Source organism: Sphingomonas flavida, assembly GCF_036663655.1.
GTDB lineage: Bacteria > Pseudomonadota > Alphaproteobacteria > Sphingomonadales > Sphingomonadaceae > Sphingomonas.
In genome coordinates this window covers 173,988-191,184 of record NZ_JAXOJH010000005.1, presented here as the reverse complement: position 1 = coordinate 191,184, position 17,197 = coordinate 173,988, and the positions used below count along the sequence as shown (strand labels likewise).

Sequence of the window (17,197 nt, the reverse complement as noted above, 5' to 3'; positions counted from 1 at the left end):
GCCTGAGGGGGCAAAGCCGGGGCGGTTCTCCCGGCTTTCACACCATGCTTACCCCACCGACAGCGCCAGCTTGCCGTCACCCTCGTCGACCGTGACGGTCGAGCCGTCCTTCACATTCCCACGCAGGATTTCCTCGGCCAGCGGGTCCTGGAGGTGGCGCTGGACCGCGCGGCGTAAGGGGCGCGCGCCGTATACCGGGTCGTAGCCCACCCGGCCCAGCCATTCGCGCGCCGCTTCGGTCAGGTGCAGGCCGATCTTGCGATCGCTAAGCAGCTTGGCGACGCGGCCGATCTGGATGTCGACGATCGGGCCCATATGGCTTTGACCCAGCCGGTGGAACAGGATGATCTCGTCCAGCCGGTTGAGGAATTCGGGGCGGAAATGGCCGCGCACGATCTCCATCACCTGCGGCTCGACGCTCTCGACGCTCTGCCCGTCCTCGACATTGGCCAGATACTGGCTGCCCAGGTTCGAGGTCAGGATGATGAGCGTGTTGGAAAAGTCGACCGTCCGCCCCTGGCCATCGGTCAGGCGACCATCGTCCAGCACCTGGAGCAGGATGTTGAACACGTCGCCATGCGCCTTCTCCACCTCGTCGAACAGCACGACCTGATAGGGCCGCCGCCGCACCGCTTCGGTCAGCACGCCACCTTCCTCATAGCCGACATAGCCGGGAGGAGCGCCGATCAGCCGGGCGACGCTGTGCTTCTCCATGAACTCGCTCATGTCGATGCGCACCATCGCGCTGGGGTCGTCGAACAGGAATTCGGCGAGCGCCTTGGTCAGCTCGGTCTTGCCGACGCCCGTCGGCCCCAGGAACAGGAAGCTGCCCAGCGGGCGGTTCGGGTCCTGCAAGCCCGCACGTGCACGGCGCACGGCGGTGGAGACGGCGCGGACCGCATCCTCCTGGCCGATCACGCGCTTGCCGATCACCTCCTCCATGCGGAGCAGCTTCTCGCGCTCGCCCTGGAGCATCCGGTCGACCGGCACGCCGGTCCAGCGGCTGACCACGCCCGCGATATCGTCGGCGGTCACTTCCTCGCGCAGCATCGCGCCCTCGGTCGCGGACTGCGCCTCGGCAAGCTGCTTCTCCAGTTGCGGGATGCGGCCATAGGACAGCTCACCCGCCTTGGCGAGGTCGCCCGCCCGCTGCGCCTGGTCGAGTTCGATCCGCGCCTGATCCAGTTGCTCCTTGAGCCTGGCTTCGCCCGCGATCTTGTCCTTCTCGGCCTGCCAGCGCTGGGTCAGCGTGTGCGATTGCTCCTCCAAATTGGCGAGTTCGCCTTCCAGATGGCCGAGCCGGTCGATGCTGGCGGCGTCGCTCTCCCGGCGCAGCCCCTCGCGCTCGATCTTCAGGCGCAGGATGCGCCGGTCGAGCGTTTCGATCTCCTCGGGCTTGGACTCCACCTCCATGCGGATTCGGCTGGCGGCCTCGTCCATCAGGTCGATCGCCTTGTCGGGCAGGAAGCGGTCGGTGATGTAGCGGTTGGACAAGGTCGCTGCCGCCACCAGCGCGCCATCGGTGATGCGGACGCCGTGGTGAAGCTCGTACTTCTCCTTCAGGCCGCGCAGGATCGAGATGGTGTCCTCGACCGTGGGCTCACCGACGAAGACGGGCTGGAACCGCCGCTGGAGGGCGGGGTCCTTCTCGACATATTTGCGATACTCGTCGAGCGTGGTCGCGCCGACGCAGTGCAACTCGCCACGCGCCAAGGCGGGCTTGAGGAGGTTGGAGGCGTCCATCGCCCCGTCGCCCTTGCCCGCCCCGATCAGCGTGTGCATCTCGTCGATGAACAGGATGATGTCGCCCTCGGCGGCCTTCACCTCGTCGAGCACGCCCTTCAGCCGCTCCTCGAACTCGCCGCGATACTTCGCACCCGCGATCAGCGCGCCCATGTCGAGCGCCATCAGCTTGCGGTCCTTCAGCGTGTCGGGCACGTCGCCGTTCGCGATGCGCAGCGCCAGCCCTTCGGCGATCGCGGTCTTGCCGACGCCGGGTTCGCCGATCAGCGCGGGGTTGTTCTTGGTCCGGCGCGCCAGGATCTGGATGGTGCGGCGGATTTCCTCGTCGCGGCCGATCACGGGATCGAGCTTGCCGTCGCGCGCCACTTGGGTGAGGTCGCGGGCGAACTTCTTCAGCGCGTCATAGCGGTCTTCCGCGCCCGCCGTGTCGGCGGTGCGGCCCTTGCGCAGCTGTTCGATCGCGCCGTTCAGGCTTTGCGGGTTCACGCCGCCCGCCGCCAGCGCCTTGCCCGCCGCATTGGTCGACGCCAGTGCCAGCGCGAGCAGCAGCCGCTCGACGGTGACGAAGCTGTCCCCCGCCTTTTGCGCGACCTGTTCGGCCTGGTCGAGCACGCGGACCAGATCATTGTCGAGGCCGGGCGAGGATTGCGCGCCCGAGCCGGAAACGGCCGGGATACGGGCAAGCGCCGCATCGGTCTCTCGCTCGACACGCTTGGCATCGCCGCCCGCGGCCTGGATCAGGCCGGACGCCATGCCCTGATCATCCTCGATCAGCGCCTTGAGGAGATGTTCGGGGGCGATACGCTGATGGCTGTTGCGGATCGCCACGGTTTGCGCGGCTTGGAGGAAGCCTTTTGCGCGGTCGGTGAATTTTTCGAGGTTCATCTGGGGTTCCTGTCGCTTTCCAGGTCAGATGGTGTTGCATTTGTGCAACACAAGGGGTTGGCGGAATTTCCTGTCCGCAACATGGGATGGCCGTTTCGATAACGAAAGGGTCCGCCGCCGTTCCTGACGAAATCGGTTCGTCGTGGTGGGATTGCGGTCCGCCGCACGCCCGCTATGGTCGCGCCATACACTTGAGTGGGGAGACTCAAAGAATATGCGTACCAAGTCCGTGGCGCTGACCGGCGCCGCCGCCCTTGCATTTGCCATGTCCAGCCCGGCCGTGCTGGCCCAGACCGCATCAAAGCCCGCGCCCGCATCGAAGCCCGCGCCCGTGTCGACCCTCGTGAAGGCGGTCGATATTCCCTATCAGACCTTCACCCTGAAGAACGGGTTGCGCGTCGTCGTCCACACCGACCGCAAGGCACCGGTCGTCGCGGTCAGCGTCTGGTACGATGTCGGCTCGAAGCATGAGCCCAAGGGCAAGACGGGCTTTGCGCATCTGTTCGAACATCTGATGTTCAACGGCTCGGAAAACGCCCCCGGCGACTTCTTCGCGCCGCTCAAGTCGGTGGGTGCCACCGATTATAACGGCACCACCTATTTCGACCGGACCAATTATTTCGAGACGGTGCCGACCGCCGCGCTCGACCGTGCGCTGTTCCTGGAGTCGGATCGCATGGGCTATCTGCTCGGCGCGGTGACGCAGGGCGTGCTCGACGAGCAGCGCGGCGTCGTCCAGAACGAGAAGCGCCAGGGCGACAACCAGCCTTACGGCCTGACCCAGTACAAGATCCTGTCGGGCCTGTTCCCCGAGGGCCATCCGTATGCGCACAGCACCATCGGTTCGATGGCCGATCTCGACCAGGCTTCGCTGGAGACGGTGAAGGACTGGTTCCGCAGCCATTATGGCCCGAACAACGCGGTGCTGGTGCTGGCGGGTGACATCGACGTCGCGACCGCCAAGCCGCTGGTCGAGAAGTATTTCGGCGCGATCAAAGCCGGCCCAGAAAGCGTGCTGCCGACGGTGACGATCCCGACGCTGCCCGCCCCCGTCAACGAGGTGATGAAGGACCGCGTGGCGGCGGTCATGGTCAGCCGCAACTGGGCGGTGCCCGGCCTGAACGATCCCGAAAGCGCCTCGCTGGTGGTCGCGGGTTCGATCCTGGGCGGCCTGGCCTCGTCGCGGCTCGACAATATCCTGGTGAAGCAGGAAAAGCTGGCGGTGCAGGTGTCGGCGAGCGACCGTCCCTTCGCGCAGGTGGGCATGTTCAACATGACCGCGATCGTGCGCCCCGGCGTCGACCCCGCATTGGTCGACAAGCGGATGCAGGAAATCCTGGCCGACTTCCTGGCCAAGGGGCCGACCGCCGACGAGGTGCAGCGCGCCGTGACCCGTTATGTCTCGGGCCGTGTCCAGGGGCTGGAATCGGTCGGCGGCTTTGGCGGCAAGGCGGTCGCGCTGGCCGAGGGCGCGCTCTATTCGAACGATCCGGGCAAATATAAGAAGCAGCTGGAACAGATCGCGGCGCAGACGCCCGCGACCGTGAAGGCGGCGGCGGACAAGTGGCTGTCGCGTCCGGCCTATACGCTGACCGTCGTGCCGGGCGCCCGCGACGCCTATGAAGAGGCCAAGGTGCCGCCGCGCGCCGATGTGCCCGCAGCGCCCGACCAGCCCGCCAAGGGCACGCGCGGCGCCCTGCCCGAGGTGGGTCAGGTCAAGCCGCTGAGCTTCCCGACGGTCCAGCGTAGCCGCCTGGCCAATGGCATCGAGCTGATCTACGCGCAGCGCACCGCGGTGCCGGTGACGCAGATCGCCATGTCCTTCGACGCCGGGATCGCGGCCGACGTGCCCGGCAAGCTGGGCACGCAGCGCATGGTCCAGTCGATGCTGGACGAGGGCACCACGCGCCGCAACACGATCGCCATCGCCGAGGAGCAGGAGCGTCTGGGCGCGACGATCGGGTCGAGCGCGTCGAACGACCGCACCGTCGTCGGGCTGGACGTGCCGAGCGCCAACCTGGTCCCCGCGCTCGACCTCTATGCCGATATCGTCCGCAACCCGGCCTTCCCCGATCCCGAACTGGCGCGGGTGAAGACGCAGACGCTGGCGGGCATCAAGCAGGAACTGACCAGCCCGCAGGGGCTGGCGGGCCGTGTCCTGCCGCCGCTCGTCTATGGGCCGACCAGCCCCTATGCCAAGGCGCAGGGCGCGGGCGATCCGGCGGCGGTGGCGGCGATGACCCGTGACCAGCTGGTCGCGTTCCAGCAGGCCTGGCTGCGTCCCGACAAGGCCAAGGTGTTCGTGACCTCGGACCGTCCGCTCGCCGAGGTCAAGGCCGCGCTGGACCGCGTGTTCGGCGACTGGCGTGCCACCGGCGCGGGCGGCGTGAAGAACTTCACCGCGGGCCAGCCCTCCGCGCCGAAGATCGTGCTGGTCAACCGCCCGGACAGCCCGCAGTCGATGATCATGGCGGGTGCGCCGACGTCCTTGAAGGGCATCGACAATCTGCTGCTCCAGAACACGGCGAACGACGCGCTGGGCGGCAGCTTCCTCAGCCGGATCAACACCGACATCCGCGAGAACAAGCACTGGTCGTACGGCGTGCGGGGCGGGTTCCAGACATCGGAATTCGCGGCGCCCTATATCATGTCGGCACCGGTCCAGGCGGACAAGACCGGCCCGTCGATCGACGCGCTGCGGGTGGACGTGGCCGAGTTCCTGACCACCAAGCCGATGGACCGGGTCGAGTTCGACCGCGCGATCACCGGTGCGATCCGCTCGCTGTCGGGCAATTTCGAAACCTCGGGCGCGGTCCTGTCGGCGATGCAGGCCAACGACCTGTATCGTCGCCCGGACAATTACTATGCGACGATCACCCAGCGTTATCAGGCGATGACCCTGCCGGAGCTGAACAAGTCGATCCAGGCGGCGTTGAACCCCAAGAGCTTCGTCTGGGTGGTGGTCGGCGATGCCAAGACGGTCAAGCCGCAGCTTGATACGCTGGGCCTGCCCGTCGAGGTGATCGAGCCATCGGCGGTCGTCGCGTCCGCTCCGGCGGCACAATAAGGGAGAGTGGCAATGGCCGATATCGACGGAACCTGGGACTGCATCGTGAAGTCGCCGCTGGGCGATCAGGAGATGACGCTGACGGTCACGACCGAGGGTGATCGCTTCACGGGTTCGGGCGGCGGCCAGATGGGTGCGATGGACATCGAGGGCGACGTGTCGGGCAACACGATCCACTGGAAGATGTCCATTTCCTCGCCGATGCCGATGACGCTGGACTGCGAAGCGACCGCCGATGGCGACACGCTGACCGGATCGGTCGGCGCGGGCGCGTTCGGCAGCTTCCCGCTGTCGGGCACGCGTGCGGGGTGATCTTCGCCCGGTGAGACGGGGAAGGGCGGTGCGTCGGAGGACGCGCCGCCCTTTTTCGTGGGGGTGGGGCGTGGCCTTCGACTTGGCTGAGGCTGAACGGGGGTGGGGTAAGCGCGGCTCCATACCAACCGCTGTTCAGGCTGAGCGAAGTCGAAGGCCATGGGCTGAACCCACCACATAACCGGTTCAATTCCCGCCAAATCCCGTTACGCTGCCCCCAAAGACACATAGGGGACCAGCATGATCGACCGTCGCCATTTCCTGGGCGGGACCGCCGCCATGGCCGTCGCTGCGCAAAGCGAGGCCATCGTCGCCCAGGACACCCCCTCGGCCAAACTCACGGCGCTGTTCGACACGCTGGTCCAGGAACAGCTTCGCCGTGGTCCCGAGGGCGCCACCAATCTGGGGCTCGACACCGGTCCCAACGCCGATCTGCGCAGCAAGCTCTCCGACCAGTCGCCCGCCGGGATCGCGGCGGCAAAGGTCGCGACCAGGGCCGATCTGTCGCGGCTGGAGGCGATCGACCCCGCCACCCTGTCGCCCGAGGAGCGGATCGACCTGGAATCGATCCTCTATACCCGCCGCTCGGCACAGGCGGTGCAGGCCTTCGACTTCGGCGGAAGCTCTTATGGCCCCAGCCCCTATGTCGTGTCGCAGCTGTCGGGCGCATACCAGTTGGTGCCCGACTTTCTCGACACCAAGCACAAGATCGCGAGCGCGGGCGATGCCGATGCCTATGTGATGCGACTGCGCGCCTTTGCCCGCCAGATCGACGCACAGACCGACCGGATGCGCCATGATGCAGGCCAGGGGGTGGTGCCGCCCGACTTCATCCTCGATCTGGCGCTCGAGCAGATGGGCAAGACCCGCCAGCCCGCGTCGGAAGCGCTGGTGGTCCAGTCACTGGCGCGTCGCACCGCCGAAAAGGGGCTGGGCGAGCGTTACGGGCAGCAGGCCACCCAGATCTACGACGCCGAAATCCTCCCCGCGCTCGACCGCCAGATCGCCTTTGCGAAGGCGTTGCGCACCAAGGCCACGCATGATGCGGGCGTCTGGAAACTGCCCCAGGGCGCGGCCTATTATCCGGTCGCGCTGAAGGCCAATACGACAACCAGCTTCTCGCCCGACGAAGTCCACCGCTTCGGCCGCGACCAGGCGGCGATGCTGTCGGCGCGGCTCGACGCCCTGCTTCGCAAACAGGGCTTCACGAAAGGAACGGTCGGCCAGCGCATGGCCGCGCTTTACAAGAACCCGGACCAGCTTTACCCCAACACCGACGAGGGCAAGCGCGCCGCCATCGCCTATTGCAACGCACGGCTCGACGCGATCCGCACCCGCCTGCCGCAGGCGTTCGAGCGCATCCCGCCCTATGGCTTCGAGGTGCGCCGGGTACCGCCCCAGACCGAAGCGGGCGCGGCGGCGGCCTTTGCGCAGGCCCCCGCGATCGACGGCTCGCGCCCCGGCCTCGTCTATTTCAACCTGAAGGACAGCGCCGACTGGCCCAAATTCTGCCTGGCGACGACCGTCTATCACGAAGGGCTGCCGGGCCATCAGATGGAGAGCGGGCTGGCGCTGTCGAACACGCGCCTGCCGCTGATCCGCAAGATCAACGGCTTTTCGGGTTATGGCGAGGGCTGGGCGCTCTATGCCGAGCAGCTGGCGGACGAGATCGGCATGTATGACGACGATCCGCTGGGGCAGCTGGGCTATCTGAAGTTCCTGCTGTTCCGCGCCAATCGTTGCGTCGTCGACACCGGGCTGCATCACCTGCGCTGGACCCGCGGACAGGCGATCCGCCATTTCGTCGAGGCGGAGGGCGAGGCCGAGGGCTTCGCCACGCGCGAGGTCGAGCGCTACTGCGTCAATCCGGGCCAGGCGGCGAGCTACAAGCTCGGCCATTCCGTGTTCGTCGACATCCGCGATGCCGCCAAGAAGCGACAGGGCGACCGGTTCGACTTGAAGGCGTTCCACACCGCCGTGCTGCGCCATGGCCGCGTGCCGCTCGACGTACTGCGCCGCATCGGGGAGGATTGGGCGCGGACTTGACCCGAATCGGCGTCGCGATGATCCTCCCCATGGGAGAATCAGGCGATGCATGGGAGCGTTTCGGTCCGGCAGGACAGAGGGCGGCAATCGGCGGCGGCCATCGCCACGCTGATGGTGCATCTGGCGATTCTGGCCCTGCTACTATGGCTGACGCCGTTCCGATCGGAGCCCAGGCCGGATCAGCCGAGCTTGACGCTGGTGAACGTCTTCCCTCTTCCCGAACCGCCGCCGGTTCCCGTCACGCCGCCACCCCCGGCCCCCGCGCCGGTCGAGCGCGAGAGTCGGGTGATCCGTCCGACCGCCGGGGGCGGCGCGCCCCGTGAGGCGCCGGCACCCGAGGCGCAGCAGGCGGCTCCGGCGGCGGTTGCACCGGCCCATTTCGATCGTGTCGAGCTGCCCGCCCCGGCCGCCGGAGAGGTTACGACCGACCTGCCGCTGCGCACCGGCACCACGGCCTCCGACGGGCGGGGGCAGGGTCTAACCAGCGGACGCGGCACGGGTGGTGAAGGCTCGGGGACGGGCAACGGGCGCGGGAACGGCGATGGTCCGGGCGAGGGGCGGCTCCGCTTTTCCTGGGCGGAATGGATCGAAAAGCCACCTCAGGACCTGATCGACGACGCTTTTCCGAAAATGGCCCGCATGGGCGGGGTCAGCGGGGTGGCCGTGCTGCTATGCGTGGTGCCGACCCCCGGTCGCCCGAAAAGCTGCTCGATCATCGCCGAGCGCCCCGTCAAGCGCGGCTTCGGTGCGGCGGCCATGACGCTCTATCCGCGCTTTCGCATCCGGCCCGTGATGAAGGGCAACGAGGTCATCCAGGCGCAGGTGCTGGTGCCGGTGACCTTCGACGTGCGGCGGGCGATTCGCTGACCCTTACCGCGTCACCCGGGTGATATGCCCCATCTTGCGTCCCGGCCGCGCCTCGCCCTTGCCATAGAGGTGCAGGTGCGTACCCTTTTCGCTGAGCGCGCCTTCCCAAGCGTCGTCGCCGATCAGGTTTTCCATCTGCACCCAGGCCCCGGTCAGCGACGTGTCGCCCAGCGGCAGGCCGCAGATCGCGCGGATGTGGTTTTCGAACTGCGAGGTTTCGGCCCCCTCGATCGTCCAGTGACCCGAATTGTGGACGCGCGGCGCCATCTCGTTGAAGACGGGGCCGTTGTCGGTCGCGAAGAACTCGCAGGCGAGCACGCCGACATAGCCCAGCTCCTCGGCGATGCGGATGGCGAGCGCGGTCGCCTCCTCGGCCTGGGCCAGGATCTCGGCCGGGGCGGGCAGGGTCGAGGTGCGCAGGATCGCGTCGCGGTGGATATTGTGCGGCGGGTCGTAGCGGACCGCCTGTCCGTCTTCGCCGCGAGCGATCACGATCGAGAACTCGTGGCTGAAGTGGATGAACCCCTCCAGCACCGCCGGGCCGCCGATCGCCTCGAACGCAGCGGGCGCTTCGGCGATGTCGCGGATCAGGGCCTGGCCCTTGCCGTCATAACCGAATCGGGTGGTCTTCAGGATGGCGGGGCAGCCGATCCGCTCCAATGCCTCGGTCAGGTCAGTGGCGGAGTTCACCGGTGCCCAGGGGGCGGGGCGGCCGCCGACCTTCTCGACAAAGCTCTTCTCGGCGATCCGGTCCTGCGCGACACGCAGCGCGGCGGGCGAGGGATGGACGGGCAACCGCTCGGCCAGCCATTCGACCGGCGTCACATCGACATTCTCGAACTCATAGGTCACCACGTCGCAGGCGGCGGCGAAGTCGGTGAGCACGACCGTGTTGTGATAATCCGCGCGGGTCAGCGAGGACGCGGTCTGCGCCGCCACGCTGTCCTCGTCGGGGGCCAGCACCTGGGTGCGATAGCCCAGTTGCGCCGCGGCCACCGCCAGCATCCGGCCCAGCTGGCCGCCACCCAGAATCCCGATCGTCGAACCCGGCTTCAGCATGATCGTCTTACCCTTGCGGATCGTTGGCGACATTGTCGGTCTGGCGCTGACGCCAGTCCTTGAGACGTTCGGTCAGGCCCTCGTCGGACAGCGACAGGATCGAGGCGGCGAGCAGGCCGGCATTGATCGCCCCCGCCTTGCCGATGGCCAGCGTGCCGACCGGGATGCCGCCGGGCATCTGGACGATCGACAACAGGCTATCCATGCCCTTCAATGCCTTGGACTCCACCGGCACGCCCAGCACCGGCAGGTGCGTCATCGACGCGGCCATGCCCGGCAGATGCGCCGCACCCCCGGCGCCCGCGATGATGACCTTGATCCCGCGATCGGCGGCGGTGGTGGCATAGTCGTACAGGCGCTGCGGCGTGCGATGTGCGGAGACGACGCGGGTTTCATGCGCCACGCCCAGCGCCTCCAGCGTCTCGGCAGCGTGCCGCATCGTTTCCCAGTCCGAAGTGGACCCCATGATGATCCCGACCGACGTCATATCCGCTCTTCCGCCTTAGCCCCTCTGGCCCCGGTGCCGGAGAAGCGGGCTGACTAGCGGGACGCGGCGAGGGGGGCAACCTCCCGTATACGTTCGGGGGAACCGGCGCGGATTTTTGGCGGAGCGTGGGGGCGTGGGCTTCGACTTCGCTCAGCCTGAATGGAGGTTTGGTAAGCCAAAGGCCCGTTCAGCCTGAGCAAAGTCGAAGGGACGACACCTGCCCGACAGGGCAAAACCAGGGGTGGTCGCTCATCCGACCACCCCCGCGTCGATTACCGTTCCGACAGATAATAGCGGTCGGTCGGCGTCAGGTCGTCGGCCAGTTCATAGACGATCGGCTGCGCGGTCGGGATTTCCAGGCCGGTGATCTCGTCGTCCGGGATGTTCGACAGATGCTTGACCAGCGCGCGCAGCGAGTTGCCGTGCGCCGAGATCAGTACGCGGTTGCCGTCGCGCAGCGCAGGCGCGATGCGCTCGTCCCAATAGGGCAGGACGCGCGCGATCGTGTCCTTCAGGCTCTCGGTCTGGGGAACCGCGATGTCCTTGTAGCGGATGTCGCCCGACACATCGAACTCGCCGCCCGCCTCGGCCGGGGGCGGGGGGACGTCGAAGCTGCGACGCCAGATCTTGACCTGATCCTCGCCATGCTTGGCCGCCGTCTCCGCCTTGTCCAGGCCCGTCAGCCCGCCATAATGACGCTCGTTCAGCCGCCAGTGCTTCTCGGTCGGCAGCCAGAGGCGGCCCATCGTCTCCAGTGCCAGGTTCAGCGTCTTGATCGCGCGGGTCTGGAGGCTGGTGAAGGTCAGGTCGAAGTCGAGGCCCTTCTCGGCCATCATCGCGCCCGCCGCACGCGCCTCCGCCGCGCCTTGCGCGGTCACGTCGACGTCCCACCAGCCGGTAAAGCGATTCTCGAGGTTCCAGGCGGACTGGCCGTGGCGGATCAGGACGAGCTGGGGCATGGAAACTCCTTCAATGTGATGGGGACCGCATAGAGCGGTGGGTTCGCCGGGTCGAGGTCAGCCGCGGAAACGGCCCTGCGTCGCGGCGGGATTGGCCTTCAGCACGCGGCCCATGCGCGTCGGCCGGTCGAGCAGTTCGCCGCCGCAATCGGGACAGGTCTCGTCCAGTTCGTCGGCACATTCGGCGCAATAGGTCGTCTCCAGCGAGCAGATGAACGCGCCGCCCTGCGACGGGGGCAGGTCCGTGCCGCAGCGCTCGCAATCGGGTCGCATCTCGAGCATCAGGCGGCCACCTCGCGCACCACGTCGCAGATCCGGTCGACCAGCGTCTCGACCTGGCGCTTGTCCTCGCCCTCGGCCATTACGCGGATGACCGGCTCGGTGCCCGACGGGCGGATGACCAGGCGACCACGCCCGGCCAATTCGGCTTCGGCGGCGGCGATCACGCCCTGCACCTTCTCATGGTCCAGCGGCTTTCCGCCCGCGAAGCGGACATTCTTCAGAAGCTGGGGCAGAGGGTCGAAACGGTGCAGCACCTCGCTGGCGGGCGCGCCTGCGCGCTTCAACTCGGCCAGCACCTGGAGCGCGGCGACCAGCCCGTCGCCGGTGCGGGCATAGTCGGACAGGATGATATGCCCCGACTGCTCGCCGCCGACATTATAGCCGCGCGTTCGCATCGCCTCCAGCACATGGCGGTCGCCGACCTTGGTGCGGATCAGGCCCAGGCCCTGCGCCGCCAGATGCCGCTCCAGCCCCAGGTTCGACATGACGGTGGCGACCAGGCCGCCGCCCGCCAGCCGTCCCTCGCGGGCATAGCTGGTTGCGATCATCGCCATCAGCTGGTCGCCGTCCACCACCGCGCCGGTTTCGTCGACGATGATCAGGCGGTCGGCATCGCCGTCCAGCGCTATGCCGATGTCGGCGCCGCTCGCCACCACCGTCTCGGCCAGCGTCTGCGGTGCGGTCGAGCCGACGCCGTCATTGATGTTGGTGCCGTTGGGGGTCACGCCGATCGCGACCACGTCCGCGCCCAGTTCCCAAAGGGCAGCGGGCGCGACCTTGTACGCCGCGCCGTTGGCGCAATCGATCACGACGCGCAGGCCATCAAGACGAAGCGACTGCGGGAAGGTCGACTTTGCAAAGTGGATATAGCGACCCGCCGCGTCGTCGACCCGGCGTGCGCGCCCGATCTTGCCCGACGGCACCAGCGGCACATTCTGCTCGATCAGGTCCTCGATCGATTCCTCGGCCTCGTCCGACAGCTTGTAGCCATCGGGGCCGAACAGCTTGATGCCATTGTCGGCGAACGGATTGTGACTGGCCGAGATCATCACGCCGATATCGGCGCGCATCGAATGGGTCAGCATCGCGACCGCAGGGGTGGGCAGCGGTCCGAGCATCACCACGTCCATGCCGACGCTGGTGAAGCCCGCGACGAGCGCCGATTCGAGCATATAGCCCGACAGGCGGGTGTCCTTGCCGATGACGACGCGGTGGCGATGATCGCCGCGCTGGAAATAGGCCCCGGCCGCCATGCCGACCTTCATCGCCATTTCGGCGGTCATTACCGCGCCGTTGGTCGCGCCGCGAATGCCATCGGTGCCGAAATATTTTCTTGCCATACGGCCAAGTCCCTGCCGGTCTAAAAGAGGAAACAGATTGTGGTCGCGTCCCGTTTAGCGTGACCTTTCCAAAAGCTCAAAGACGTCGAAGGGCCCTCATGTCCCGTGCCTCCCTGATCCTTCTCTGTCTTGCCGCCGGTCTGTTGGCCGGGGTGGGGACCGCGACGCTCTCGCCCTGGGTCGCGGGATGGGGGATGGACGTGGCGGGGCCGCTGGGTACCTTGTGGCTCAACGGGTTACAGATGACGGTCATTCCGCTGGTCGTCACGCTGCTGATCACCGGCGTCGCCGCCACCGCGCAGGCCGCGCAGGCGGGGCGGATCGCGGGGCGGGCGATCGTGACCTTCCTCGGCCTCGTCACGCTGACTGCGACGATGGCGGCGCTGGTCACGCCGATCCTGCTGCGTCTCGTGCCGATCCCGCGCGGGGCGGCGGCGGCGCTGAAGACTGCGCTCGGCCATGCCGCGCCCGTCGGGCCGACACCCCCGATATCCGAATTCCTGACCGGCATCGTGCCCACCAACATCTTTGCCGCCGCGACCAACAACGCGCTGCTGTCGCTGATCCTGTTCACCCTCGCCTTTGCCTTTGCGATAACCCGGATCGAGGGCGAGGGGCGGGCGCAGTTGCTCGGCTTCTTCACCGCGATCCGCGATGCGATGCTGGTCCTGATCGGCTGGGTGCTGTGGCTGGCACCGGTCGGCGTCTTCGCCCTGGCCTTCGTGGTGGGGGCCAGCGCGGGGAGCGCGGCGTTCGGCGCGCTGGTCCATTATATCGGGATCATCGCCACGATCGGCGTCATCGTCATGCTGATGGCGTACGGCGTCGCGGCGATCGGAGCGCGGGTCCCGCTGCCCCGCTTCGCCCGTGCGCTGGCCCCGGCCCAGGCGGTCGCGATCTCGACGCAGAGTTCGCTGGCCAGCCTGCCCGCCATGGTCGAGGGCACGAAGACCCTGCGCATCGCGCCTGCCACCTCCAGCCTGGTGCTGCCGATGGCGGTGGCGATGTTCCGGGCGACGCAGCCCGCGATGAACGTCGCGGTCGCCCTCTATATCGCCGACTGGTTCGGCATCGTGCCCGGCCCGGCGGCGGTCGCGGCATCGGTCGTGGCGGCGATCCTCGTCTCGCTGGGTTCGGCCAGCCTGCCGTCGCAGATCACCTTCTTCGCCTCGATCGCGCCGGTCTGCGTCGCGCTGGGGGTGCCTGCCGCACCACTGGGGCTGCTGATCGCAGTCGAGACGATTCCGGACATTTTCAGGACCCTGGGCAATGTCAGCATGGACCTTGCCGCCACCGCGACCGTTTCGCGCTGGAGCGGCACGATCGATGAGGATACCCCATGAAATATCGCACTCTCGGCCCCGAATTCGAGGTTTCCGCACTGGGCCTGGGTTGCATGCCGATGGCCGGTGTCGGCCGCAACATGTATGGCGAGGCGAGCGAGGCGGAGAGCATCGCGACCATCCACCGCGCGATCGAACTGGGCGTGACCCTGTTGGACACCGCCGAAATCTATGGCCCGCTGGCCAATGAGGAACTGGTCGGCCGGGCCATTCGCGGCAAGCGCGATGCGGTCGTCATCGCGACCAAGTTCGGCTTTCGCTATGACGAGAACGGCATGACCGGCGTCGATTCCACCCCGGCCAATGTCCAGCGCGCCTGCGAAGGCTCGCTCAAGCGGCTGGGGGTCGAGACGATCGACCTGTTCTATCAGCACCGCGTCGACCCCAATGTCCCCATCGAGGAGACGGTGGGCGCGATGGGCCGCCTGGTCGAGCAGGGCAAGGTCCGCCGCCTGGGCCTGTCCGAGGCGAGCGCCGACACCATCCGCCGCGCCGCCGCCGTCCACCCGATCGCGGCGGTCCAGTCCGAATATTCGCTATGGGAGCGTGATGTCGAGGCGGACATTCTGCCGGTGGTGCGCGAACTCGGCATCGGTTTCGTGCCGTACAGCCCGCTGGGGCGCGGCTTCCTGACCGGGCAGATCTCGTCGCGCGAGGACCTGCCCGAGGGGGATTATCGGCGGAACGATCCGCGTTATTCGGACGAGAATTTCGACCGCAACCTGAAGCTGGTCGACGTGGTAAAGACCATCGCCGCCGCGCATGACGCGAGCGCCGCGCAAGTCGCGCTGGCCTGGCTGCTGGCGCAGGGCGACGATATCGTACCGATCCCGGGCTCCAAGCGCCGCGCGACGCTGGAGGATTCGATGAAGGCGGCGGAATTGACGCTGTCGGCCGAGGATCTGGCGAAGCTGGACGAAGCCGCGCCGCGCGGTGCCACGGCGGGGCCGCGTTATGGCGAGAAGGCGTTGTCGATGACGCGGCTCTGAGCCGCGTATCGGAATGATACTTCCGAACCTCCGTTCAGGCTGAGCGAAGTCGAAGCCCACGCCCCGGCCTGTCCGCAGGCGTCATCCCGTGCACTTCGACTTCGCTCAGTGCGAACGGAGGTGGGGGGGAGCGGAAGAGCAGGGAGGGGGAAAAAGGGGCGGCCGGTCATTCCGAACCGCCCCGCTGCCATCAATGCGGCTTCTGCTCCAGCCGCGTATCGACGCCCGCCGCCGCCGGTTCGGCCAGCTCCTTGGTCCCCGCCAGCGCCGCATCGGCCTTCAACAGGTCGAGGTGCATCAGCTTGGCGATGAAGGGTGACACGACCAGCACGACGATGCCGATCCCGATCGAGAACCAGCCGATCCGTGTATAGACGTCGAGCACCTTTTCGGGCCCCGCGCCCTCGCCGCCGGTCGCCTGCGCTATCAGCCCGGCGATGAAGTTGCCCGCTGCCGTCGCCAGGAACCAGGTGCCCATCATCAGCCCCGTCATGCTGGGCAGCGACAGCCGCGTCATGGCGGCCAGACCGACCGGCGAGAAGCACAGTTCCGCCATGGTGTGGATCAGATAGACCAGGATGACGAAGATCACCGGCGTCGGCATCCCCGCATAGGCCGCCGCGCCCGCGACCAGCACCATGAAGCCCGCGCCGACCCCGACCAGGCCGATGCCGAACTTGAACGGTGCGCTGGGCTCCCACCCGCGCTTGCCCAGGATCGTCCACAACGCGGCGAACATCGGCGCCAGCAGGATGATGAAGATCGAGTTGACCGACTGGAAGGCCGAGGCCGGGATGGTCCACCCCATCAGCGTCCGGTCGACCGAGCGATCGGTATAGAGGTTCAACGACGAACCCGCCTGCTCGAACAGCGCCCAGAACAGCGGGCACAGCGCGATCAGGAACAGCGCGGCGAAGATGCGGTCGCGGTCCACCTTGGGCAGCTGGAACACCGCGCGCCACAGGATGAACAGGACGGTGGCGGCCGCGAAGACGACCAGCAGCGTGCCGACCGCATCCTGATGCTGGATCAGCTGCCACACACCCAGCGTGGCGACGATCGCGCCCAGATAGATCAGCCATTCGCGCGACAGCCCGGCGACGACCGGCGCGCGCAGCGCGGGCAGCGACGGCGCTTCGCCGGCGCCGTGCAGTTCGCGCTTGAGGGCGATGAAGGCGATGAGGCCCAGCACCATGCCGACGCCCGCCGCGCCGAAGCCATAGGCCCAGCCGACCGTCTCACCCAGCACGCCGCACACGATCGGCCCCAGCGCGCCGCCCACGTTGATGCCCATGTAGAAGATCGAGAAGGCGGGATCGCGGCGCATGTCGTCGCGCGCATAAAGCTGTCCCACCAGCACCGAGATATTGGCTTTCAGAAAGCCGGTGCCGATGACGATCGAGGCAAGCGCGAGGTAGAAGCCCTCCAGATAGGCGCCCTGTGCACCCTGCGGCCCCTCCATGACCGCGATCAGCATATGGCCGAAGGCGATGAACAGTCCCCCGGCCAACACCGCGCGCCTGGCCCCCAGGTAACGGTCGGCGAGATAGCCGCCGATCACCGGCGTCACATAGACCAGCGAGGTATAGGCGGCGTAGATGCCGAAGGCCGGTTCGTCGGTGAACAGGAAATGCTTGGTCAGGTAGAAGACCAGGATGGCGCGCATTCCGTAATAGGAAAAACGCTCCCACATCTCGGTGAAGAACAACAGGAACAGGCCTCGGGGATGGCCCAAAACCGTTTTGCCGCGCGCGGCGGCCTCATACGCAGTCGCCATGCTGGCGTTCACTCCATCGGAATCGCCCCCGGTGCGACCAG

The 17,197-nt window shown here is 67.4% G+C and carries 13 protein-coding genes; 6 read left to right on the top strand and 7 right to left on the bottom strand.

What is annotated here, in order from left to right:
- Window positions 1-48 precede the first annotated feature (48 nt).
- Window positions 49-2,628: an ATP-dependent chaperone ClpB gene (clpB, locus tag U1703_RS08165; protein WP_332785293.1), complete on the bottom strand. Its 2,580-nt coding sequence runs from the start codon at window positions 2,626-2,628 to the stop codon at window positions 49-51.
- A 214-nt stretch (window positions 2,629-2,842) separates the two neighbouring features.
- Between clpB and U1703_RS08160 the strand changes: the two genes are divergently transcribed.
- The 4 genes from U1703_RS08160 (at window position 2,843) to U1703_RS08145 (ending at window position 8,920) form a co-directional block, all read left to right on the top strand.
- On the top strand, window positions 2,843-5,695 hold the full coding sequence (locus U1703_RS08160) for a M16 family metallopeptidase (protein ID WP_332785292.1): 2,853 nt from the start codon (window positions 2,843-2,845) through the stop codon (window positions 5,693-5,695).
- 12 nt (window positions 5,696-5,707) lie between these two features.
- Window positions 5,708-6,007, top strand: a complete 300-nt coding sequence (locus U1703_RS08155) for a hypothetical protein (protein ID WP_320451331.1) — start codon at window positions 5,708-5,710, stop codon at window positions 6,005-6,007.
- 240 nt (window positions 6,008-6,247) lie between these two features.
- Window positions 6,248-8,053 carry a DUF885 domain-containing protein gene (locus U1703_RS08150; RefSeq protein WP_332785291.1) on the top strand — a complete coding sequence of 602 codons (1,806 nt, stop codon included), beginning with the start codon at window positions 6,248-6,250 and terminating at the stop codon, window positions 8,051-8,053.
- Between the two features lie 45 nt (window positions 8,054-8,098).
- Entirely contained in the window at window positions 8,099-8,920 is an 822-nt protein-coding gene (locus tag U1703_RS08145) for a TonB family protein (protein ID WP_332785290.1), read from the top strand.
- Window positions 8,921-8,923: 3 nt separating this feature from the next.
- Here the strand turns inward: U1703_RS08145 and U1703_RS08140 are convergent, their stop codons facing one another.
- From U1703_RS08140 to glmM, 5 genes are all read right to left on the bottom strand, one after another.
- On the bottom strand, window positions 8,924-9,979 hold the full coding sequence (locus U1703_RS08140; protein WP_332785328.1) for a 5-(carboxyamino)imidazole ribonucleotide synthase: 1,056 nt from the start codon (window positions 9,977-9,979) through the stop codon (window positions 8,924-8,926).
- A gap of 7 nt (window positions 9,980-9,986) precedes the next feature.
- Window positions 9,987-10,445 (bottom strand): 5-(carboxyamino)imidazole ribonucleotide mutase, encoded by a 459-nt coding sequence (gene purE / locus U1703_RS08135; protein WP_332785289.1) that lies wholly within the window; start codon window positions 10,443-10,445, stop codon window positions 9,987-9,989.
- A 293-nt stretch (window positions 10,446-10,738) separates the two neighbouring features.
- The gene (gene gpmA / locus U1703_RS08130) at window positions 10,739-11,425 is read right to left on the bottom strand and encodes a 2,3-diphosphoglycerate-dependent phosphoglycerate mutase (RefSeq protein ID WP_332785288.1); all 687 of its coding nucleotides are present in this window, start codon (window positions 11,423-11,425) and stop codon (window positions 10,739-10,741) included.
- Between the two features lie 57 nt (window positions 11,426-11,482).
- Complete coding sequence (locus U1703_RS08125; RefSeq protein ID WP_332785287.1) at window positions 11,483-11,707, bottom strand: DUF1272 domain-containing protein; 225 nt, start codon at window positions 11,705-11,707, stop codon at window positions 11,483-11,485.
- Entirely contained in the window at window positions 11,707-13,047 is a 1,341-nt protein-coding gene (gene glmM / locus U1703_RS08120) for a phosphoglucosamine mutase (RefSeq protein WP_332785286.1), read from the bottom strand. Before glmM ends, U1703_RS08125 begins: the two co-directional genes overlap by 1 nt.
- A 98-nt stretch (window positions 13,048-13,145) precedes the next feature.
- Between glmM and U1703_RS08115 the strand changes: the two genes are divergently transcribed.
- Window positions 13,146-14,390: a dicarboxylate/amino acid:cation symporter gene (locus U1703_RS08115; protein ID WP_332785285.1), complete on the top strand. Its 1,245-nt coding sequence runs from the start codon at window positions 13,146-13,148 to the stop codon at window positions 14,388-14,390.
- Window positions 14,387-15,379: an aldo/keto reductase gene (locus U1703_RS08110; protein WP_332785284.1), complete on the top strand. Its 993-nt coding sequence runs from the start codon at window positions 14,387-14,389 to the stop codon at window positions 15,377-15,379. Before U1703_RS08115 ends, U1703_RS08110 begins: the two co-directional genes overlap by 4 nt.
- A 190-nt stretch (window positions 15,380-15,569) precedes the next feature.
- On the opposite strand, the gene U1703_RS08105 is transcribed toward U1703_RS08110, so the two are convergent.
- Entirely contained in the window at window positions 15,570-17,156 is a 1,587-nt protein-coding gene (locus U1703_RS08105) for a peptide MFS transporter (protein WP_332785283.1), read from the bottom strand.
- Window positions 17,157-17,197: the final 41 nt, after the last annotated feature.